Source organism: Salinicoccus sesuvii, from assembly GCF_042648145.1.
In the GTDB taxonomy this organism is placed as follows: Bacteria; Bacillota; Bacilli; order Staphylococcales; family Salinicoccaceae; genus Salinicoccus; species Salinicoccus sesuvii.
Genome location: NZ_JBHRWV010000012.1, coordinates 134,297 through 156,303 on the forward strand (window position 1 = coordinate 134,297; position 22,007 = coordinate 156,303).

20 protein-coding genes are annotated in these 22,007 nt (G+C 44.2%); 18 read left to right on the top strand and 2 right to left on the bottom strand.

The features are described 5' to 3' along the window. The first annotated feature begins 10 nt into the window (after window positions 1-10). From ACFOJ8_RS12945 to ACFOJ8_RS12960, 4 genes are all read left to right on the top strand, one after another. Window positions 11-1,513: a sugar ABC transporter ATP-binding protein gene (locus tag ACFOJ8_RS12945; RefSeq protein WP_380655638.1), complete on the top strand. Its 1,503-nt coding sequence runs from the start codon at window positions 11-13 to the stop codon at window positions 1,511-1,513. Further along, window positions 1,488-2,429, top strand: a complete 942-nt coding sequence (locus ACFOJ8_RS12950) for an ABC transporter permease (protein ID WP_380655634.1) — start codon at window positions 1,488-1,490, stop codon at window positions 2,427-2,429. The genes ACFOJ8_RS12945 and ACFOJ8_RS12950 overlap by 26 nt, the downstream gene beginning before the upstream one ends. A 12-nt stretch (window positions 2,430-2,441) precedes the next feature. After that, window positions 2,442-3,362 carry a D-ribose ABC transporter substrate-binding protein gene (locus ACFOJ8_RS12955; RefSeq protein ID WP_380655629.1) on the top strand — a complete coding sequence of 307 codons (921 nt, stop codon included), beginning with the start codon at window positions 2,442-2,444 and terminating at the stop codon, window positions 3,360-3,362. A 73-nt stretch (window positions 3,363-3,435) separates the two neighbouring features. Then, window positions 3,436-3,708, top strand: coding sequence for a YciI family protein (locus ACFOJ8_RS12960; protein WP_380655627.1), 273 nt, complete (start codon window positions 3,436-3,438; stop codon window positions 3,706-3,708). Window positions 3,709-3,791: 83 nt separating this feature from the next. Here ACFOJ8_RS12960 and ACFOJ8_RS12965 read toward each other — a convergent pair whose 3' ends face one another. Together ACFOJ8_RS12965 and ACFOJ8_RS12970 are read right to left on the bottom strand one after the other, a co-directional pair. Beyond that, window positions 3,792-4,919 (bottom strand): M20 family metallopeptidase, encoded by a 1,128-nt coding sequence (locus ACFOJ8_RS12965; protein ID WP_380655624.1) that lies wholly within the window; start codon window positions 4,917-4,919, stop codon window positions 3,792-3,794. 52 nt (window positions 4,920-4,971) lie between these two features. Further along, window positions 4,972-5,859: a LysR family transcriptional regulator gene (locus ACFOJ8_RS12970; RefSeq protein WP_380655621.1), complete on the bottom strand. Its 888-nt coding sequence runs from the start codon at window positions 5,857-5,859 to the stop codon at window positions 4,972-4,974. Window positions 5,860-6,075: 216 nt separating this feature from the next. On the opposite strand from ACFOJ8_RS12970, the gene ACFOJ8_RS12975 reads away from it, so the two are divergent. The 14 genes from ACFOJ8_RS12975 (at window position 6,076) to ACFOJ8_RS13040 (ending at window position 21,983) form a co-directional block, all read left to right on the top strand. Then, window positions 6,076-7,197 carry an iron-containing alcohol dehydrogenase gene (locus ACFOJ8_RS12975; RefSeq protein WP_380657116.1) on the top strand — a complete coding sequence of 374 codons (1,122 nt, stop codon included), beginning with the start codon at window positions 6,076-6,078 and terminating at the stop codon, window positions 7,195-7,197. A gap of 110 nt (window positions 7,198-7,307) precedes the next feature. Then, entirely contained in the window at window positions 7,308-7,895 is a 588-nt protein-coding gene (locus ACFOJ8_RS12980) for a TetR/AcrR family transcriptional regulator (protein ID WP_380655618.1), read from the top strand. A gap of 1 nt (window position 7,896) precedes the next feature. Further along, on the top strand, window positions 7,897-9,252 hold the full coding sequence (locus ACFOJ8_RS12985) for a purine-cytosine permease family protein (protein WP_380655615.1): 1,356 nt from the start codon (window positions 7,897-7,899) through the stop codon (window positions 9,250-9,252). Next, the gene (locus ACFOJ8_RS12990; protein WP_380655612.1) at window positions 9,249-10,313 is read left to right on the top strand and encodes a DUF917 domain-containing protein; all 1,065 of its coding nucleotides are present in this window, start codon (window positions 9,249-9,251) and stop codon (window positions 10,311-10,313) included. The genes ACFOJ8_RS12985 and ACFOJ8_RS12990 overlap by 4 nt, the downstream gene beginning before the upstream one ends. 11 nt (window positions 10,314-10,324) lie before the next feature. Next, on the top strand, window positions 10,325-11,392 hold the full coding sequence (locus tag ACFOJ8_RS12995) for a DUF917 domain-containing protein (RefSeq protein WP_380657113.1): 1,068 nt from the start codon (window positions 10,325-10,327) through the stop codon (window positions 11,390-11,392). A 15-nt stretch (window positions 11,393-11,407) separates the two neighbouring features. Further along, window positions 11,408-12,964, top strand: coding sequence for a hydantoinase/oxoprolinase N-terminal domain-containing protein (locus ACFOJ8_RS13000; protein ID WP_380655609.1), 1,557 nt, complete (start codon window positions 11,408-11,410; stop codon window positions 12,962-12,964). Between the two features lie 236 nt (window positions 12,965-13,200). Continuing rightward, the gene (locus tag ACFOJ8_RS13005; protein ID WP_380655606.1) at window positions 13,201-13,875 is read left to right on the top strand and encodes a YveK family protein; all 675 of its coding nucleotides are present in this window, start codon (window positions 13,201-13,203) and stop codon (window positions 13,873-13,875) included. Window positions 13,876-13,887: 12 nt separating this feature from the next. Next, window positions 13,888-14,604 carry a CpsD/CapB family tyrosine-protein kinase gene (locus ACFOJ8_RS13010; protein ID WP_380655603.1) on the top strand — a complete coding sequence of 239 codons (717 nt, stop codon included), beginning with the start codon at window positions 13,888-13,890 and terminating at the stop codon, window positions 14,602-14,604. A gap of 133 nt (window positions 14,605-14,737) precedes the next feature. Then, window positions 14,738-14,941, top strand: a complete 204-nt coding sequence (locus tag ACFOJ8_RS13015) for a hypothetical protein (RefSeq protein ID WP_380655600.1) — start codon at window positions 14,738-14,740, stop codon at window positions 14,939-14,941. 129 nt (window positions 14,942-15,070) lie between these two features. Continuing rightward, window positions 15,071-16,918, top strand: a complete 1,848-nt coding sequence (locus tag ACFOJ8_RS13020; protein WP_380655597.1) for a polysaccharide biosynthesis protein — start codon at window positions 15,071-15,073, stop codon at window positions 16,916-16,918. Beyond that, window positions 16,908-18,116 carry a lipopolysaccharide biosynthesis protein gene (locus tag ACFOJ8_RS13025; RefSeq protein ID WP_380655594.1) on the top strand — a complete coding sequence of 403 codons (1,209 nt, stop codon included), beginning with the start codon at window positions 16,908-16,910 and terminating at the stop codon, window positions 18,114-18,116. Before ACFOJ8_RS13020 ends, ACFOJ8_RS13025 begins: the two co-directional genes overlap by 11 nt. Before the next feature lie 11 nt (window positions 18,117-18,127). Next, window positions 18,128-19,435 carry a hypothetical protein gene (locus ACFOJ8_RS13030; RefSeq protein ID WP_380655591.1) on the top strand — a complete coding sequence of 436 codons (1,308 nt, stop codon included), beginning with the start codon at window positions 18,128-18,130 and terminating at the stop codon, window positions 19,433-19,435. Window positions 19,436-19,477: 42 nt separating this feature from the next. Beyond that, entirely contained in the window at window positions 19,478-20,653 is a 1,176-nt protein-coding gene (locus ACFOJ8_RS13035; protein WP_380655588.1) for a glycosyltransferase family 4 protein, read from the top strand. Then, window positions 20,619-21,983: a hypothetical protein gene (locus ACFOJ8_RS13040; protein WP_380655585.1), complete on the top strand. Its 1,365-nt coding sequence runs from the start codon at window positions 20,619-20,621 to the stop codon at window positions 21,981-21,983. The genes ACFOJ8_RS13035 and ACFOJ8_RS13040 overlap by 35 nt, the downstream gene beginning before the upstream one ends. Window positions 21,984-22,007 lie beyond the last annotated feature (24 nt).

Consider the following 22,007-nt stretch of genomic DNA (forward strand, 5'->3'; position numbering starts at 1 on the left):
AGGTGTCTGAATGATACAAATGCAAGGGATTCATAAAGCTTTTGGTAAAAACAAAGTACTTCTCGGTGTCGACTTTACGCTTCATGACGGTAGTATTCATGCACTTATGGGTGAGAACGGCGCTGGCAAATCGACATTAATGAAAATCCTCTCGGGCGTACATCAATACGATTCAGGAGAAATTCTAAGAGATGGCGAAGCAGTGCAGTACAACACCTTGAAAGAGGCGGAAAAAGCAGGTGTGATATTCATTCATCAGGAGTTGAATATATGGCCTGAACTGACTGTATTAGAAAACCTATTTATCGGCAACGAGAAAACAAAATTTGGGTTGCTCAATAATAAGCTGATGAAAGAACAAGGAGAAGCCGTATTTAAGCGTTTAAAGTTTAAAATCGATTTGTCGAAACGGGCTGGTGATTGTTCTGTCGGTCAGCAGCAGATGATTGAAATCGCCAAAGCACTCATGATGGACACAAAAGTACTCATCATGGATGAGCCGACTGCTGCTTTGACTGATTCTGAGATCGAAGTACTCTTTGATATCATCAATGATCTAAGGGCATCTGGTGTATCCATTGTTTATATATCACACAGGATGGATGAAATATTCACTATATCTGACGAAATCACAGTATTGCGTGATGGCATGAGTGTACTTTACGAAAAGACAGAGCATACAGACTACAATGCATTGGTTCGAGCGATGGTAGGGCGAGATCTCGATGAACAGTTTCCGACCCGCTCTCACACTGTCGAGAGTGACATCGCATTAAAAGTTGAAGGCTTAGAAAATAAAACTCACAATATTAAAGACATCAGCTTTGAACTGAGAAAGGGCGAAATCCTTGGATTTGCAGGATTGATGGGAGCAGGTCGTACAGAAATTATGCGCGCCCTGTTCGGGGCAGATCCAGGAGCGAAAAATGTCGCAATCCACGGCAAGCAAGTTAAAATCGACAAACCGTCTGATGCGATAAATCACGGCATTGGCTTTATAACTGAGAATAGAAAAAGCGAAGGCCTGATTCTTGATTTTAACCTAATCGATAATCTCACCATGCCTTCTCATAAAAGCTTCTCAAGCAAGGGATTTATGAAACGTAAAGATGAAGCCGACTTTGCAGATCTCATGATTAAGCGATTGAATATTAAAACGGAGAAATCTTCACTCATGTCACAACTTTCTGGAGGGAACCAACAGAAAGTCGTCATCGGCAAATGGGTGGGCAGACAACCCGAAATACTGATTCTTGATGAACCGACCCGTGGTATCGATGTGGGGGCCAAGCGCGAAATATACTACCTTATCAATGAGTTGACCGAACGGGGCATGTCGATCGTATTGATTTCTTCAGAATTACCGGAAGTAATCGGCTTGAGCGACCGGGTCGCTGTAATGTCGGAAGGCCGATTGATGGACGTGCTGGATAAGGAACAAGTCAACCAAGAAAACATAATGACACTTGCTACAGGAGGAAAGTTAGATGAAACAGAAACTTACAGTAAATGATATGATTGACCGTTTTCTGCCCCTAGTTGGCTTGACACTTCTGGTCATTGTTATCACCATCATGAATCAGCAGTTCCTATCGCCCGATAACTTGATGAACTTGCTGCGCCAAGTGTCGATCAATGGTCTGATTGCGTTTGGTATGACTTTCGTTATTTTGACTGGAGGCATCGACTTAAGTGTCGGATCCATTCTCGCCTTCTCCAGTGCGATGACGGCATTGCTGATCACGTCAGGAATAGACCCAGTATTTGCGATGATGCTTGGATGTGTGGTCGGTCTGCTCGCTGGTGCCATCAATGGTCTCCTCGTCGCAGTTGGAGGTATGGCACCTTTTATCGCAACACTGGCCACAATGACAATTTACCGTGGTGCGACGCTTGTCGCAACAGATGGGCGTCCGATCACTGGTCTTGGTGATAGTATGATTTTTCAAATGTTTGGAAAAGGATACTTTCTAGGGATCCCGGTGCCAGCAGTCACGATGCTTGTCGTATTCATCATTCTATACATTATTTTGAACAGAACAGTATTTGGCAGACAGACGTACGCTATCGGTGGCAATGAAACAGCAGCTTTACTCTCAGGTATCAGAGTCAATCGTACGAAAATCATGATCTACGCATTATCCGGACTCATGTCGGCCATTGCTGGTATCATCCTGGCTTCGAGGTTGGATTCTGCGCAACCGACAGCAGGCCAAGCATACGAACTTGATGCCATCGCCGCTGTCGTTCTAGGCGGGACATCCTTGATGGGTGGTAAGGGCCGCATCGTCGGTACACTGATTGGTGTACTTATTATCGGTGTACTGAATAATGGTCTGAACCTAATTGGTGTTTCATCCTTCTATCAACAGATCATCAAAGGTCTTGTTATAGTAGTTGCGGTCCTAATTGACCGTAAAAATAAATAAGGAGTGTTTTGAATGAAGAAATTTCTTTTGTTTTTTAGTCTAGTGTTTGTATTTGTCGCAGGATGTTCCATGGACTCTCCGGGATCAGGAAGTGAAGAAGAAAGCGCAAGTGATACTGGTGGAGATGAAGAAACAGTCATTGGTGTCAGCATTTCGACATTGAACAACCCATTCTTTGTGACACTAAGAGATAGTATTGAAGAAATGGCGGAAGAAAAAGGATACTCAGTCAGAATCGTTGATGCACAAGACGACTCTTCCAAACAAGTGAACGACATTGAAGATCTCGTTCAACAGGATGTAGATTATCTGATAATCAATCCGACTGACTCTGCAGCAGTTTCTGGATCTGTAGAATCTGCTAACAGTGCGGACATCCCAGTCATTACAGTCGACCGTTCAGTTGACAGTGGCGAAGTTGCTGCATTCATCGCTTCAGACAATATCGAAGGCGGCGAAATGGGCGCACAGTTTATCGTAGATCAAGTCGGTGAAGGTGCCCAAGTTGCAGAACTTGAAGGTGTACCTGGTGCGAGTGCAACACGTGAAAGAGGCGAAGGATTTAATAACATTGCTAGTGAGTCACTTGATGTAGTATCAAATCAAACAGCAAACTTTAACCGTGCAGAAGGTTTGGACGTGACTCAAAATATCCTTCAAGCCAATCCAGACATAACTGCCATCTTTGCTCATAACGACGAAATGGCACTTGGTGCACTTGAAGCTCTGTCAGATCAAGATGTTATCGTAGTTGGCTTTGATGGAACGGACGATGCCCGAGCTTCAGTCGAAGCAGGTGAGCTCGATGCAACAGTCGCTCAGCAGCCAGATCTCATGGGTGAAACAGCGATCAATACAGTAGAACAATTAGTTAACGGTGAGGAAGTTGACTCTGAAATTAAAGTAGAACTAGAACTCGTAACTCAAGAGTAAAATGTAAGACAGGGCCATAGGGCCCTGTCTTATTGTATAATTGAAGATATCATAAACCATAGGAGGTAAATCTATGAAGTATTTCGCAGCATTTCTATCCATGAAAGATGAAGAAAAGAGCACCCAGTATCGACCAGATCATCTTGAGTTCCTGGAGAACTTGAGAAATGAAGGAACTGTCTTGATGAACGGGAAATTCTCTGATGGCAGTGGGGGACTTGTAATTTATAAAGGTGATAGTTTTGAGTCTGTAAAGGATATCGTAGAAAGCGATCCTTATATCAAAACAGGTGCGAGAAGCTATACATTAAGAGAATGGGAAATGGTGTCGAATCACGATTTCTAAAGAATAGAATATTAGATAATTTAAAGAGCAGACAATTCTGCTCTTATTTATGTTCATCACATAGTAAATTCTAGCTCATTCTGTTACAAAGAAAGAATCAGTCTACATAGAAAACTGGTACGTTCAGGTATCTCATCTGCAATAATATGTTCGTTGTGAGCATGTATGCCTAAACCCACCGCTCCTAGTCCATCAAGCGTCGGCACACCTAAGTTTGCCGTGAAATTTGCATCGCTGCCTCCACCGACAAATGCATCTTTTATTTCGCCGATTCCTATTTCGTCCGCAGCTTCTTGCGCATGTGCGAGTAAGGTAATGGTATTCTCGTCTTTAACCATGGGTGGCCTGTTAACACCACCACTCACTTCTATTTCAATGCCCTCTGTATAGGAGAATAGATGCTTCATATAGTCATCTATTCTTGATTGCTCTTCTTCCGTTTCCACACGTACATTGACTCCAAATCTGGCATGGTCAGGGATGACATTCAATTTTCCGCCACCTTCGATACTGCCGACGTTTATCGTTGTACCTTTGTCATAATCGGTCATGGACTCAAGATCAACGATATGTTGTGCTGCTTCTCTGATGGCATTGATGCCATCTTCATGATTATTGCCCGAATGGGCAGCTCTGCCATGGATGTCGACATAGTACCTCGATGACCCTTTCCTGCCAGACTTCAGTGCTTTGGTCTTCGCTTCTGGTGGTTCAGTTACAAGTACGGCTGTGCTATTGGATGCTTCTTTGGTAATCAATGCTTCTGAAGTTGGACTACCCACTTCCTCATCACTTGTACATAGAAATACGATGCTCTTATTAAGTGGTAAATAAAGATCCTTTATTGCTTTAAGTGCCCATATGGTCTGTACGAGCCCGCCTTTCATATCGAGAATCCCCGGGCCATATATTTTATTGTCGGCTTCTACCAAGTCAAGGTTCCCCTCATCCCATACGGTGTCATAGTGTGAAAGGATAAGGATGGTCTCATCTCCTTCTCCATAAACAAACTTGAGGTGATCACCGTATTCCTCCTGTTCTATTTCTTCTGCTGCGTATCCGAAATAGGTTTTTAATAACTTTTGGATTCTCTCCTTACATGCATCTGCAAGTGTCTTATTATCGCTTGGTGAATCTGAGGCCACAAGATATTTTATATCCTTAATGATGGCTTCCTTGTTGTTTTCCATGAATAACGTTATTTCATCCATCTATATCTCTCCTTTGAATACTATCAATTATGACTGATCTATCCAATTCACTTTACGTCTTCTGGATATGCTTCTGTGCAACATCAATAAATGCTTTCAGCGCAGGGGACATCCATTTATTTTTATGCCAAAACATCTGAATCATGATGTCCAAGTGTGTTCCGTCCCACTCAATTTTCTTGATTCGTCCTTCTCTTAACTCCTTATGTACTGCAATCTCTGGTATCAATGCGATGCCAAGATCGGCCATCACACACTGCTTAATGGCTTCAATATCTCCGAGTTCGAGCCTTCTTTTATTTTCTATGCCGTGATGTAGCAATTTTTCTTCAAAAGCCGATCGATAGTCGCAAGCTTCTGTCAGCAAAAGTTGCTGGTCCGATAAATCAGGGCTTGTAATGGTGGTGCTGCCGAGTGGATTTGTTGCGCTACAGATAAGTGCCATCTTTTCTTCTCTCAGTTCTTTCACAATGAGTGAATCACTGGATAGTGCCTTCATTGACAATAGGGCAACATCAATCTGTCCTTCAGATATTAATGAAAGGATTTCCTTCTCATACACTGCCGGTCTGAACACCAGTTCCACTTTTGGGTATTTCTCCTGAAAATCTTTGAGTATTTCAGGCAAGCGATATGTACAGTGGGTCTCAGATGCACAGATTGTCAGTCGGCCACTTGGTTCTGAGTTACTGCCAACAATCTCGGAAGCTTCCATGGTCATATTAAGAATATCGTCTGCATAATCCAGCAGTTTTTTGCCCGACTCGGTCAGAGTCACGCGTTTGCCAAGTCTTTCAAAAAGAGGCACCCCGAGTTCTGATTCAAGCGCTGTAATATTGGCTGTAATACTGGATTGCGCATAGCCGAGAATCTGAGCCGTCCGCGTAAAATTCAGTTCCTTTGCAGCGGTCTGGAATATAAGCAGCTGTTTGATTTCCATGGTTGTTCTCCTTCCGTAATCGGCACAGCCGATGAATATGATCGAAAAATTTCTATATATCTATTTAAATTATTTGAATATAATGACTATATCACTTTTGCAGCTCCAATTCACCGAAAGATTCAAGACAGCCAAGATACACTTTCAAATGGAGATTCTGCGAAGAAAGGAGAATGCCACGTGCATTTCGAGTATTTCTGCAACACGAGAATCAAAATGGGTCCAGGTGAATCAGAGAAGTTTGCACCGATCATGATGGAGTATATCGCCCCCGGGGCAACAGTGATGATTGTCAGTGATCCTGGCGTCAGAAAAATCGGTTTGGTAGCCCCGGTAGAGAATCATCTTGCAGACGCAGGCTTCAATGTTGTTCACTTTGATGAAGTATCTCCGAATCCAAGGGACCACGAATGTCTGGCTGGTGCAGAGCGGTTCAAAGAAGAGGGGGCTGAAGCACTTGTCGCGATCGGCGGGGGGAGTCCAATGGATGTAGCCAAAGCCATTGCGCTTCTTGGTCCGAATGGTGGAACGTTCAATGATTATATTGAAGGCAGGCTTCCATATACAAACGTCGCCCCGCTCATCTGCATACCAACAACAGCAGGTACAGGGTCGGAAGTGACACGTTCCTCTGTCATTACTTTAGCTGAAACCCATACGAAAATTACTTTGAAGCATGAACTGCTGAGACCGACAGTCGCCATACTGGATCCGGAACTGACGATGTCTGTACCGAAAGCAATTACTGCAGCAACTGGCGTTGATGCACTTGTACACGCAATTGAAGGGTATACGTGCAAGCGTACAAACCCCGTGTCAAAGGCGATGGGGGCGGCGGCAATGAAGGAAATTGTGGCACATTTGCCAAAAGCCTACGAAAACGAAAAGGACGTAAAAGCCAGAGCAAAAATGCAAGAGGGCAGCCTGCTTGCCGGACTCTGCTTCGGTTCAGCAGATGTTGCAGCGGTGCATTGTCTAGCGGAAGCACTGGGAAGTCTCTACGATACACCGCATGGTGTAGCGAATGCGATATTCCTGCCGTATGTCGTCCAGTACAATGCCGAAGAAGATCGACCGCTACATGCTGAAATTTCAAGAATCATGAACTTTGCGGACGAAACAGATTCTGAAGCTTCAGCCATCGACAAGCTGGTCGATGGACTCTACCAATTCACTGAAGCACTCGACATTCCGACACTCGGTGAATTATCCTATGTCAAAGCTTCAGATCTTGAACATATGGCGGAAATCGCCGAACAGAATGGTTCCACTCCAAGCAATGTCCGTCCGATAAAGAAAACCGATTACTTGAGAATATTGGAAAAAGCCTATCTTTGATGTTGCGTATAAAAATTTATTATAGATACTAAATATAAAATTTCAGAAAATATTTACTACTCTATTTTTTTATGGTATGCTACCTAACAAATATTAGGTAGGTGATGATTTTGACTAAGGATAATATACTCGCGTCAACTCTCAAACAGCTTTCTATCTATGGGTACGAGGGGACAACGATGAAGAATATTGCGAAAGACTGTGATATCAAGGCAGCTTCCATCTATTACTTTTTTAAGAATAAGGATGAACTGGTCAAGGCGGTACTGCTCAAAGTCCTATCCAACCATTTCGAGGCTATGACTGGGGAGTATTTCAATCACCAAGATGACAAGCTCGAGATGCGACTTCAGGCCATGATCGCAAAAGTAGCTGCACACCATCGTGATAACCGCGATGAAACTTCCGTTTACCTCAGACTGATGGAGAGTGCAAATGATGATTTCAAGATGGAAGTGGAGCAGTACTTGAACCAATATTACCGTTGGCTCTATGACAAACTTTATGCTGATATAAAACAAACATTTCCACACGTTGATGATTCAGCTGCCGGAGACCTGCTTGAAACATTTTTGCTGATCGGCAACGGAATCTTCTGGGGCAGTGTCATCTATACGGATGAACGTATGGAAAAAGAAATTGGCCATGCAAAGAAACTGATGAATCTGGCCATGCGCGCCATGATGAAGGAGGAATAATATGAAAACAAAAGCAGTAGACAACACAATTATTGATCGCACAAAGCCGAATGAGGGACAGCGCCTCATTGAGGACTACGAGGTCCGTCCGGTACCCCAGTCTGAAAGAAAGGGCTGGATCCAATTGACGATGGTATGGATTGCCGGGATCATCGCGCTATCTGCAACAGCACTTGGCGGGGCGCTCGGCAGCGGTATGAGCTTATCACAGGCAATTGTCGTATCACTTGTCGGTACATTTCTATTGGCGATCCTGAACATACTATGCGGGATTCCAGGCAATAAGACGGGGCTTTCTACGTCAATGATTTCATCTTTCGCCATGGGACGATATGGTGGCTACTTGGTATCCATCGTCATCGCCATTTCACTATTCGGCTGGTTCGGGGTGCAGCTTGATCTGTTCGGCTCAAGTCTATTGAATGTCATCCAGTCCGTTTTCGGGGTTGAAGTGAATCGTACACTTTTGATGATCATCGGCGGCATACTGATGACAGTGACATCCATGATCGGCTATAAGGCGATCGAGAAACTGAGTATCGTGGCTGTGCCGCTGCTCGGTATTCTCCTTGTCGGCTCAACAATCATCGTACTTAACAACTATTCGCTATCGGAGCTGAATGGTGCGGCGCTCGCTGCAGAACCAATCACCCTCGGTGCAGGTATCTCGCTGGTCATCGGTTCATTGGCTGTCGGTGCCATCATCGCACCAGACTTCTCGAGGTACGCGAAAGGCACGAAAGAAACAGTCATCTCTTCACTACTCGGTTACTTTATTGGCTATTCAGTGGTGCTGCTGATCGCGATCCTTCTGGCTAAAGCGACGACAGAAGTGGATGTTGTGGCCATCATGATTGGTATCGGCTGGGGGACAGGTGGTATGCTCGTGCTGATTCTGGCTCAGTGGACAACAAATAATACGAATCTCTATTCTTCAGCACTTGGTTTCTCAGTGGTTTTCAAAACTGTTCCCAAATATATCATTACTATCTTTGCGGGCATTGTCGGTACTGTATTCGCAATTACTGGCATCTATACGAACTTCATCACATTCCTGAGCATATTGAGTATTATGATTCCACCAGTTGGAGGCATTTATGCGGCAGATTTCATCATGCGTCGTGGGGCCTACGATTTTGACAAGATTGATCTTATTAAGAAGATTAATCCTTACAGCATCCTCATCTGGGCGATCGCCATATTCATCGCCTTTGCAACGACGGATGCACCACTCGGATTTGGTTGGTTCACGCTGACCAATGCACCGGCCATCGATGCGTTCGTCGTAGCGTTTGTCCTGCAAATGGCTGCGAGCAAATGGCTGATGGCTGAAAAGTCACTTGAGGTGAAGAAATGAAATACTTGAACAAAGCAGACATGGATAAACTGGCGATTGGTGCGGCACTCCTTGGCACAGGGGGCGGCGGTGACCCTTATGTGGGTAAACTGATGGCCCAGCAGTCGATTGACAAATATGGTCCTGTGCAGATGGTGACGATTGATGAGTTACCTACGGACGCTACTGTGGCGACATTCGCCATGGTAGGCGCACCGACAGTGCTGGTAGAGAAAATCCCAAACTTCGAATCATTCGACATACTCTACGATGAATTCGTCAAATACAACGGCGACCATATCGATGCTGTCATGCCGATCGAAGCAGGCGGTGTCAATTCGATGATCCCCATCATATTTGCAGCCATCAAAGGCGTACCACTTGTCGATGCCGACGGTATGGGACGTGCATTTCCAGAAATGCAGATGGATACTTTCAACGTCAACGGCATCCATAATACCCCTGCCGTATTTGCTGATGAGAAGGGCAATACGGCGATACTCAATACTAGTAGTGGACTGTGGACAGAAAAGATTGCGCGCAGTCTGACTACTGTCATGGGCGGCTCCATTTTGAATGGTGTCTACCTACTAAGTAAACAGCAGCTGAATGACTATGCCATCCACCATACCGTGTCGACATCCATTGCGATCGGAGAGACATTGATGCGTTCGAAGCAGCCTGTCGCAGATCTCAAAGCATTGCTCGGCGGTACGGTTTTGTTCCAAGGCAAGATCCAGGATGTTGTCCGCAGGACCGATGGTGGCTTTGTCAAAGGGACCGCTAGACTAACAGGTCTCGATACGGATAAAGACACGATATGCACACTCGAATTCCAGAACGAGAATTTAGTTTGTTTGGTGAATGATGTACCGCGCTGTATCACGCCGGATCTGATTACAGTGCTTGATTTGGAAACGGGGATGCCGATTACGACAGAAGGCTTGAAATTCGGCATGCGCTGCGTTGTATTTGGACAGCCCGCTGACGACAAATGGAAGACAGAAGCAGGCATTCGGACAGTGGGACCCGGATACTTCGGTTATGATTACGACTACGTCCCACTCGAAAAAAATAGTTAAAGGGTGACATGATGCGTTATATCGGTAAAGAAGAAATAGAAAAGATGGCAATCGGTGCCGCACTGCTCGGTACGGGCGGTGGCGGTGATCCATTCATCGGCAAGCTGATGGCGCTGCAAGCAATAGAAAAGCACGGTCCCATCCAGCTTATCGAAGCGAGCGAACTGGATGATGATGCACTTGTTGTGCCCTCAGCAATGATGGGTGCGCCAACAGTTATGGTAGAGAAGGTACCAAGCGGAGAAGAATCCATCGCAGCTTTCAGTGCTCTAGAAGAGTATCTCGGCAAGAAAATTACTGCGACGATGCCAATCGAAGCAGGGGGTGTCAATTCACTGCTGCCGTTTGCGCTCGCTGCGAAAGTCGGTCTGCCGGTGGTGGATGCCGACGGCATGGGCCGGGCTTTCCCGGAACTGCAGATGGTGACTTATTACTTGGACGGCATTAATGCTTCCCCTATGGTCCTGGCGGACGAAAAGGGCAATTCCATCGTACTCAACGCAATCGACGGGGTATGGACCGAAAAAATCGCACGGGCTGCAACGATGACGATGGGGGGTTCATTACTCAATGCTATCTATCCGATGACAGGCAGACAGGCGAAAGATTCGTCCATCCTCAGTTCACTGACATTTGAAGAAAAGCTTGGCGACATCATCATGACATCAAAGCAGCCGGTGGAAGATCTTGTTGAAGCGACAAATGGCTATATCTTGTTCGAAGGTAAGATTAAAGACGTGGAACGGGCGACAGATGGTGGTTTTGTCAGGGGGAAAGCTGTATTTGAAGGATTGAACGAGAACAAGTCTTCAGAGTGTTCTTTGGAATTTCAGAATGAAAATCTGATATGCCTAGTTGATGGAGAACCGAAGTGCCTGACACCGGATCTCATCACGGTCCTTGATGCGGAGACGGGTATGCCAATCACGACAGAAGGTCTGAAGTTCGGTATGCGGGTCGTCATCCTTGGTATGCCTTGCGATCCGAAGTGGCGTACTGATAAAGGCATCGAAACGGTCGGCCCGGGTTATTTCGGTTACGACTTTAAATACCAGACGATTGAAGCATTAAATCAGTGAAAAGGAGCTATTTAAATGAGATATAAACTGGGTATCGATGTAGGCGGCACAAATACGGATGGGGTAATACTGGATTCCGATATGAATGTGCTGACTGCATTCAAGCATCCAACAACAGACGATATTGAAACAGGCATTGCAGGCGCTGTGGAAGCACTCCTTGAGAATTCAGGGCTTGATAAGTCACTGATCGACTACGGTATGCTCGGGACGACGCAATGTACGAACGCCATCGTCACACGTAAAAGTCTGAATGATGTGGGTGTCATCCGCATCGGGGCACCTGCAGGGACGGCAATCGAACCGATTTACAGCATGCCAGAAGACCTGAAGGAAATTATCGGCCAGCATATCTACCAGGTCAGAGGCGGTCATGAGTTCAATGGTGAATTGATCGCTGAACTCGATGAAGAGCATCTTGAAAAGATTGCACAAGTGTTGAAAGGAAAAGTCAATTCCATTGCCATTTCCTCCATCTTCTCACCGGTCAACAAGGCGCACGAAAAACGTGCCAAAGAAATTATTGAAGATATCGTTGGCGAAGATGTCGCGTTTTCTCTGTCTTCGGAAATCGGCAGTATCAGCCTGCTCGAACGTGAGAATGCTACTATACTGAATGCAGCCATTATCGATGTCGCTAAACGTACGACAGAAGGGTTCGAAAAGGCTTTAGGTCGTCACGGCGTCGATTGTGAAGTATACTTCTGCCAGAACGACGGTACATTGATGTCTAAGGAATATACACTCAAATATCCGATACTCACTGTCGCCTGTGGGCCGACAAACAGTCTGCGGGGGGCGAGCTTCCTCTCAAATCATGAAAATGCGATCATAGCGGACATCGGTGGTACAACGACGGATATTGGTGTGCTGAACAATGGCTTTCCAAGGGAATCGTCACTTTCCGTCGAACTGGGTGGCGTACAGACCAATTTCAGAATGCCGGACATCTACTCACTGGCACTTGGGGGCGGAACCATCATCACGCTCGACGGAGACGAATTCAAGATTGGTCCCGACAGTGTTGGCTACCAGTTACCTGAGAAAGCAAAAGTATTTGGTGGGGATACGCTGACCGTAACAGATATTGCTGTTGCCAAAGGCATTCTGTCACTCGGGGATTCAGACAATGTCAAAGATATGGATAAAGCATTGGTCGATCGCATCTACGATGAGATCATCAGTATGATCGAAGTAGCGATAGAACGCATGAAGACGAGCGATAAGGAAGTGCCGGTCGTACTTGTTGGTGGCGGCAGTACGCTGATAGAAGGGGATATCAAGGGTGCCAGTGAAGTGATCAATCCTGAAAATAGCGGTGTCGCAAATGCCATCGGCTCTGCAATTTCAGATATCAGCGGAGAAGTAGAGAAGATCTATAACATCGACCCATCAAGAAGGACTGAAATTATTGATGAGATCAAGCAGTTTGCGATCGATGAAGCAGTCAATGCCGGCGCGGATAAGGATAAGACCGAAATTATAAGTTTTGAAGATATACCACTGGCCTATCTGCCTGGAAATGCGACAAGGATCAAGGTGAAAGCAGCCGGTCCACTAAAAGAAGATTGATCCGGTCATTTATAAGAGTCTAAATGTGTTCAAGCACATTTAGACTTTTTAATTTGCTTGAACCCTCCATATATGCATAGAAGCATAAACATGTATATAAAAAGTAATCAGCTTATAAATAATAGGGTAATTTTACAATATTATATTATTTTGAATATTCCCATTTTTAATATATCGTGCTATATTTGTAAAAATACTTATTGAGTGCAATAAGTAAAGTTTATGGAGGTGTGGTTATGTCAGAAACGATCAGCCTGGAACATGCACTCCGGATACTCAAAAAACACCGGCTAAAAATAGTAATCTACACATTACTCGGTGGGCTCCTATCAGCAGTGATCACATTTTTTCTTATTCCCCCGAGATATGAAGCACAAACTGAAATACTCGTAAGCCCAGCTGAAGGCGTCACCATGACAAACAACGAAAACATCGAGAATAGCTTGCAGTTGATTCATACGTATCGTGACATTATTGGAAGTGAAACTGTATTGGAGCAAGTCGTTTCAAACCTCGAGCTAGAACAGTCGACAAGCGCGCTTTCGGAACAGATCTCTGTACGCAACGAAGATCAGTCTCAAATTCTAAGAGTGACTGTTATAGACGGAAACCCAGGCCAAGCAGAACGTATCGCCAACGAAATCGCAGTAGTGTTTCAAGACACCGTCATGGCAATTATGAATGTCGACAATGTATCCATTATGTCTCCCGCAACGATTGGTGCTGAGGGCGCACCCATATCCCCAGATCCATTGATCAATATTACTGTCGGTATCATTGCCAGCTTGCTCGTTGTTTTGACGTTTATCTTCATGAGGGAGTTTCTGGATAAATCAGTGGCAGATGAAAATGATGTTCAGACTTTCATCGGTATACCTGTTGTTGGTTCCATTACAAGATTCGAAGAATAAGGGGGTGCCATTATGAACAAAAAGAAACGAGAAGAGCGGCTACACGCACCAAGAAAGACGATTGTAGCGACGAAACCATATGCACCAGCCAGTGAGCAGTTCCGGACAATCCGTACAAATATCATGTACTCGAGTATCGATGTTCCACTAAATGCAGTGCTCTTCACTTCTGATATGCCAGGAGCCGGCAAATCCACAGTCGCAACGAACATGGCCATTGCATATGCACAAGCAGGTAAACGCACTTTGCTTTTAGATGGGGATCTCAGACGACCAACCAGTCATTACACTTTCGAAGTATCCAATCAAACCGGACTATCGACCTTAATGATCAATGATATGGATTGGCGAGCAGTGATTAAACGGACAGCATTCGATCAACTCGATTTAATTACTTCAGGACCAGTCCCACCGAATCCATCGGAACTCCTGTCTTCAAAAAGGATGGAAACGATGATGCAGATGCTTAGGGACAACTACGAGATGGTCATTGTGGATTCACCACCGCTACTTTCTGTTACCGATGCTCAAATACTCAGTAAGCACACAGATGGCGTTATCTTAGTGACGAATGTCCAAGATAACAATCGCGACAGAATATTAGAGGCAAAAGAGTTGTTGAATAAGGCGGGGGCAAACATCGTTGGTATCATACTGAACAATCGTCATCCAGAACACGCCTTAGAAGATACATTTTACTATAATCAGTCTACTGAAGAGTACAGCTAAGTGACCTGAAAACCTACTGCGAATGCATTGAGTGAGTATCATTAAAGGAGGTGGTGTCGAAGTCGATGAGTAGAGTATTCAGATTCTACGTTTATGATAGGACACAAACGCACACCGGGTAGGTAAAAATGAATTGATTAGTGGACGCGCTGCTTCAATCGAGGGGTCGAGCGAAGCAAAACGTAGTATCAAGTCATACGCTTGTGATAGGACACAAGTGGATGGTCGGGTAGGAAAAAATGAGTTTATTAGTGGACGCGTTGCTTCATTCGAGGGGTCGGACGAAGCAGCACGTGGTATCGAATCATGCGTTGTGATAGGACACAAAGAAGCATGAAGTATTAAGAAGTGAAAATACGCTTACTAGAGTCGACACTGCTTTAATTGAGAAATCGAGAGGATCTCAATAACTTTAATCATGATTACAATTGAATAGGCATCATGCCAAAAGAAAGAAGAGGATACTATGGGTGCAAAAAAACGCTATTTTCTCTTTCTGTCAGTAGATTCACTGATTGTTACTTTTTCAGTGTTTCTAAGTTACTACATTCTCATGCCATACTTTACAGCATTTCCTTTGGGCGTGCTTGCAGTGACTTCGGTTATATTACTGGTCAGCCATCACGTATTCGCCCATATGTTTAATCTGTACCATCGTGCTTGGAAGTTTGCGAGTGTCAGAGAATTGGTTGCCGTTACGAAAGCGGTCACTTTGGCTTTATGTGTATCATTTCTGCTGACCCATCTGATATACGATATGTCTTTTGTCCGTCTCATGCTGATCACCTGGATGATGCATTTGATATTCATAGGAGGGTCACGACTGTCATGGAAACTGGCAGCCTATCATCTTAATGACAAACGGTCACGTCAGAGTAAAGAGAATAAGGCCCTCATTTTTGGAGGCGGTAGAGGCGGCGCCTTATTAATCAAACAGATGCTCGAAAACGAATCGATGGGCATGTATCCAGTGGCTGTTGCAGATGATGATCCCACCAAGATGAATATGGAAATCGCGGGTGGAGTCAAGGTAGAAGGCACGCGAGAAGACATTGAGAGATTGGTCAGAAAGTATGGGATTAAAAAAGTCATCATTGCCATTCCTTCACTTAACAAGTTTGAACTCAAGCAAATACACGCACTTGCTAACATGCAGGGTGTCGATGTGCTGACGATGCCAAATATAGAAGACGTGATGTCGGGAAGACTTGAAGTGAATACTTTAAAGAAAGTAGAAGTCGAAGATCTTTTAGGGCGGGAGCCAGTCGAACTGGATTTCGACGGAATAGAAGCGCAAATTTCTGGACGCACAATTTTAATTACTGGTGCTGGCGGTAGTATCGGTTCTGAGATTGTAAGGCAGATTGCAGTATTTAAGCCAAAGAAAATTCTCCTGCTCGGTCATGGAGAGAACAGCATCTATTCTATTCTTGAAGAAGTGCTCGAGCGGAAAGACAACACAATTGGCTATGTGCCAGTCATCGCAGACGTCCAAGATCGAAAGCGAATATTCGAAGTGTTTGATAAGTATCGCCCCGATATTGTATTCCACGCTGCCGCGCATAAGCATGTGCCTATGATGGAGTACAACGCACGCGAGGCGATAAAGAATAACGTTGTGGGTACAAAGAATACTGCAGAGGCAGCGTGTCATTTTAAAACAAAGAAATTTGTCATGATCTCGACTGACAAGGCGGTCAACCCGCCGAATGTCATGGGTGCAACGAAGCGGATGGCCGAAATGATCATCCAGGCTCTGGATAAAAACTGTACGGAAACAACTTTGGTTGCAGTGAGATTCGGTAACGTATTGGGGAGTCGGGGATCTGTCATTCCAAAGTTTAGGAAACAGATTCAAGCGGGTGGTCCGGTTACTGTGACGGATCCTAGAATGACCCGGTACTTTATGACTATCCCTGAAGCATCGAGACTAGTAATACAAGCGGGCGCTATCGCAGAAGGTGGCGAAGTATTCGTATTAGATATGGGAGAGCCAGTCAAAATCGTCGATCTTGCAAAGAATATGATCAGACTATGTGGCTTCAAAGAAGAAGACATCGGCATTGAATTTGTCGGTATCAGACCCGGAGAGAAGTTATACGAAGAATTGCTGAAAGCCGAAGAAATCCACCCGGAACAAGTATATAAGAAAATTTACCGTGGACGTGTGACAGAATCATCGCTTAGTCTCATCGAATCGAAGATTCGTTCGTTTTTAAGTATTGATGAAACAGAGTTGAAGGAGAAGCTTCTAAGCTTTGTTGGACAAGAAAACATGAAGCAGGAAGACCTGGAACAGGAACATGCGAGTTAGACTGCTGAATATATTGGGGACTGTGTTGCTCGCATTAAGCCAGTGGGGACAAGTCATTTTACTCACACGTCTACTCGGTGTGTACGAGGTCGGTTTGTTCTCGTACTTTCTAGCTTTGACAGGACCGCTTGTTCTTTTCAGTCGCTTCATGCTCTCTGTACTGGTGCCAACGCAAAAGAAACTGTCTTACGACTACCAGGTGTTCCATCAGTTCAGGATGCTAACAAACGTCAGTTTCTTACTGTTCTCGTCAGTACTCATGCTTTCTTCGAAACTCAGTTTCTACGAAAGTGCCTGCCTCGGTATATTTGTACTTTTCAAGTTCTTCGAGAATAAAGAAGAATTCATCTATACCGAGAACATTGCGGAATCCAACATCGCGTTTCTTGCGTACTCAAAGATTTATAAAAGCATTTTAACGCTCGCGTTATTTACCGTTATCACCGTAACGTTTAACTCTCTGCTCTTTTCTATTTCTAGCCTACTTGTTGCACAGTGGATCATCTACTACTTTTACGACCGTAGATATTCTTACGTTCTAAAGCAGCAGAAGGTTAAGCTTGAATGGCTACAATTTAAAAATATCGTTGGTCTAGGTATCGGCCTAACAGCTGTAGAAGTACTTAATTCCTTTGTCACCAATATCCCGAGATATATGATTGAGCATTTTCACGGAATTGAAACACTCGGTATATTTGCGACGATCATGTACTTCTCAACCATTACCAATAATGTGGTTGTCGCAATAAATGAGACGTTTGTGGCGAGTCTGGCGAAGACAAGCCACAGTAACATAGCACTATTTTATCGCTCTTTCCTTCGTCTATGTATGATGTTTCTCATTCTTGTCGGAATCGGAGAAATTATACTGTTGCTTTTTGGCAATAGAATACTCGTGTTCGTCTATGGTGAACAGTTCGAAGGCTTCCAACAAGAAATGATGCTCCTTGGCATATTATTGTTTCTCGTAGTTTATATTAAATTGTTTGAAATGGCACTGAGCATTCTGAACATTTACCGCTTACAAGTCATTTTGCAAAGTTCGACATTTGTTCTAACACTAGTGTTGTCCATTGCGGTCATCATTCCGTTTGGTTTAAAGGGTGCTTTTATAGTGGCCATCATCACACATTCCATGCTTGCGACTGGACAGTTAGCGGTCTTGGTACATCATTGGAGAACGAAGGATCTCGTCTGAGGAGGGAGAATATGGTCATAGTCTGGTTGGTGACAGTTGCGTACATTGTTATTGGGTTTCTCGGACAGAACTATATCGCCGACACGCACTACATGACGTTCTCATTCCTCATCGTCACCACAGTACTGATCTTTTCAATCTTATGGATAGGTTACACAAAATACTTCTTCGTCCTATTCTTAAGTTTCTTCATTCGGTTGGCAATGTTGTTCGTCGACCTGTCTGAATCGAGACCGACATTACCGCACAGTGGTGAGGACACGGAAAACTTTTACGAAACAGGCCTACAGATCAGCGTGAATATGCATATGCTCGACGCATCTGTATACGGGGGTCTCTATTCAAAATTTATCGGTATCCTTTTCAATCTGTATGGAGCAGACAGGCTATTCGTACAGTACTTGAACATACTATTTGCACTCACGGCGATCCTCATCGTTATTAAAATCTTTAGAATGCTGAACGTCCCGTCACATGTCCAAGGCGTACTGGTGGTATTGATGGCATTTTTCCCGCATTCTCTGATATTTTCGAGCATTCTTTTGAGAGAATCCATTATTTCTCTGATGGTAGTGCTCTCGCTTTACTGCTTCATCCGATGGTTTTTAAAGAAAGAAAGACTCAGTGGAGTAGCGAGTCTTATTCTCGTTATTGCTGGTGCGTCGTTTCACTCGGCAATTATCGCCATTGCGATTGGCTATATCTTTGGGTTCATTTCCTATCGTCACGATCAAAGGACCTTGAGGTTCTCAATGGGATCAGTAGTCCCATTTGGAATTTTCGCGGTGATCATGGTCTACATTCTAGTCTTCCCGGAAGTTGTTGCAGGGCTGCCGCTCTTTAACAAGTTCGACCAGATTTTAAACAACGATGACAATATATATAAGACGCTCTCTTCGACTCGAGGAGATACTGCTTATCTCACTGGGCTCGAAATTAATAACATCTTTCAACTCATTCTCTTTTCGCCAATCAAAATCATATATTTCATTGCTTCTCCGATGCCCTGGTCCATCAGAAACGTAAATGACCTAATCAGTTTTTTACTTGATGCGTCATTCTATATCTCTGCATTGGTCATTTTCATACGGAATTTTCATCTTGTCAAAACAAAGCCCCTACTTCTCATAGTGCTGATTGCGATTGTTGCAAGCTGGTTCATTTTCGGATTAGGGATATCCAATGCAGGGACGGCCCTTAGACATCGCTTCAAAGTGTTCTATGTTATTATCGTTGCGCTTGCCCTGGCGGGTGCTGCACGGCATAAAGCATTCCAAGATCAAAAACAAAGGTCTGGAGTCGGAGATGAAGCACGATAGTTCAAGTGAATTTCTAAATCAATAAGGTTGGAGATGTCGCTTATGCCAAAAATCATTCAAGGTGTGACAAACGTATTTAGTGTCATGCTGATTAAAGAACAAGTAGAATATGTCGCCGCCCATGGCTTCAATATTAAAGTAGTGTGTAACAACGCCGAAAACAAGAAGTATGAGGGCATTTCAATCGTTCATATTCCTTTTGAACGCGAAATCAGTCCTTACAAGGATGTCGTTAGTCTTTTCAAGCTTTACCGTTATTTAAAATCGGAGCAGCCAGACATCATCAACTTTGGCACCCCGAAAGCTGGATTAATCGGAATGATCGCCGGTTACCTAGCAGGTGTTAACCAGAGAGTCTATATCGTACGGGGATTGAGACTAGAGACGGCAATCGGCTTAAAGCGCAGTCTGCTCATGCGCTTAGAGAAAGTGGCTTGCACACTCAGTACTCATGTTCTAGTCATTTCAGATAGTCTGGAAGAAACACTCGTCAGCCAGGGAATCGTTAATCCAAAGAAAGTAGTAAGGATTGGCAAAGGTAGCAGTAACGGCATCGATCTCAAGAAATTTGATCCCACCCAACTGGATCTAGCTAAACGACTAGATTTGTGTATGGAACTCGATATCAAAGAAGAAGATATAGTGATCGGTTATGTGGGGCGTATGACAAGAGATAAAGGCATTAACGAGTTAATCAAAGCTTTCAATCGACTGGCGCAGACTCATAGAGATGTGAAACTATTACTTGTCGGTGACTACGAAAACGCGGATCCAATTGATGAAGTGCACGTAGAAACGATTAGAAACCACGCACGCATCATTCATTGTCCTTATACTACAGAACCTGAATATTACTATAGTTTAATGGACATATTCGCATTCCCAACTCACCGGGAAGGTTTCGGAAACGTCAGTATTGAAGCGCAAGCGATGGGTGTACCGGTCGTCACATTCAATGTCACTGGTGCAAAAGATACAGTACTTGACGGACAAACTGGATTAATTGCACACAGTATCGATGAATTTGGACTTTTTAATAGTATAGACCGTCTAATCAAACACCCGCTCCTTAGAATGCGTATGGCAACCACTGCTCGCAGTTTCGTGGTCGATCATTTTGATCGCAAAACAATGCAGGAAGCACTTGTAGATTTTTATCGAATGCTCAAAGAGGAGGGGAAAGATGATGGTCAAGTGGCTCAAAACCTCGGCGCATAAACTGTACTACCGATCGCCAATATTCTTCCAGCACGTTATGACAAGCGTCTACGGCTTCAAATTAAGAAAAGAGCGATACAACGACCATTACAAAAAGACATTTCATCGGCTTGTGGATGGCGCTATAGATCACGAAAAGCAATTACTTCTATTTATGCAACACTTGAAACAAAACGTGCCGTACTACAAACATATCCACATTGATGAAACCAGACCCTTTGACAGTTTTCGTCAATTGCCGCATACAAACAAGTCGGACTTGCGGAATGAACTCGATCGGAGGTCGCATAAAGACGGCGTATTGAGAGTCTCGCGTACTAGCGGCACTACGGGAAAGAACTTGATTGTGTACAACTCGGAGTTCGACCGAGCAGAGCGGATGGCCTATCTCGACTATTTAAAGTATAAAAATGGGGTCTTGCCATTCTCAAAGCGTGCATCGTTCACTGGACAGGAACTCACACCGCAGTCTCACGGCAACGTCCTTTGGCGGTATAATGCACCGATGAACCAAATGTTGTATGCCACGTACTACATCAATATGAATAATATAAAAAATGTTTATCGTAGTCTCGCCCACTTTAGACCTGTATCTCTAGATGGCTATCCCTCGGCAATCCACATGGTTGCCAAATACATTTTGTCTAAAGACTTAACGATTGATTGGGAAGTCAAAGCAGTGTTTCCAAATGCAGAAACTTTGTTACCCCAGGCGCGGGAAGATATCGAAAAAGCCTTTAATACGAAGGTAATTGATCAATATGCCAGTGCCGAAGGAGCACCTTTTATCTATAGTGATAAAAATGGGCGGTACTACGTTGGCCATGAAACAGGTTTAATTGAATTTGAGAAAAATAATCATGGGACATACGAGATGGTAGTGACAAGTTTTATCAACTACGCAACACCTATTGTGCGTTACCGAATTGGAGATCAGGTAGAGATCGACTCCGACCAATCTTATCTAAATTCCTATACAGATGATGTTGTCATCAAAAAAATTATTGGCAGACAGTCTGACTATTTGCTTGGCGAACAAGATAACCGTGTGAACAGTGTAAACATGGCGTGGGTGGTGGACGGGCTTGAAGAAAGTATTATTCAAATCCAATTTATTCAAAAATCGCGTACGCGTTTTGAAGTCAATATGGTCGTCGAAAAGGATTTTTGCGAAGCAGATGAGAAGCTACTGAAGAAACGTATGCATCGACGTCTTGGTAAGAATAATCGGTATGACTTCATCTATAGGGATGCAATAAAGAAGGAGAGAAGTGGGAAGGTGCGCTTTATCATCAATGAAATGAGTGACAGAAGCCATATAGAAAAATAGTTACCGTTAGTTTGGAGCGCTTTA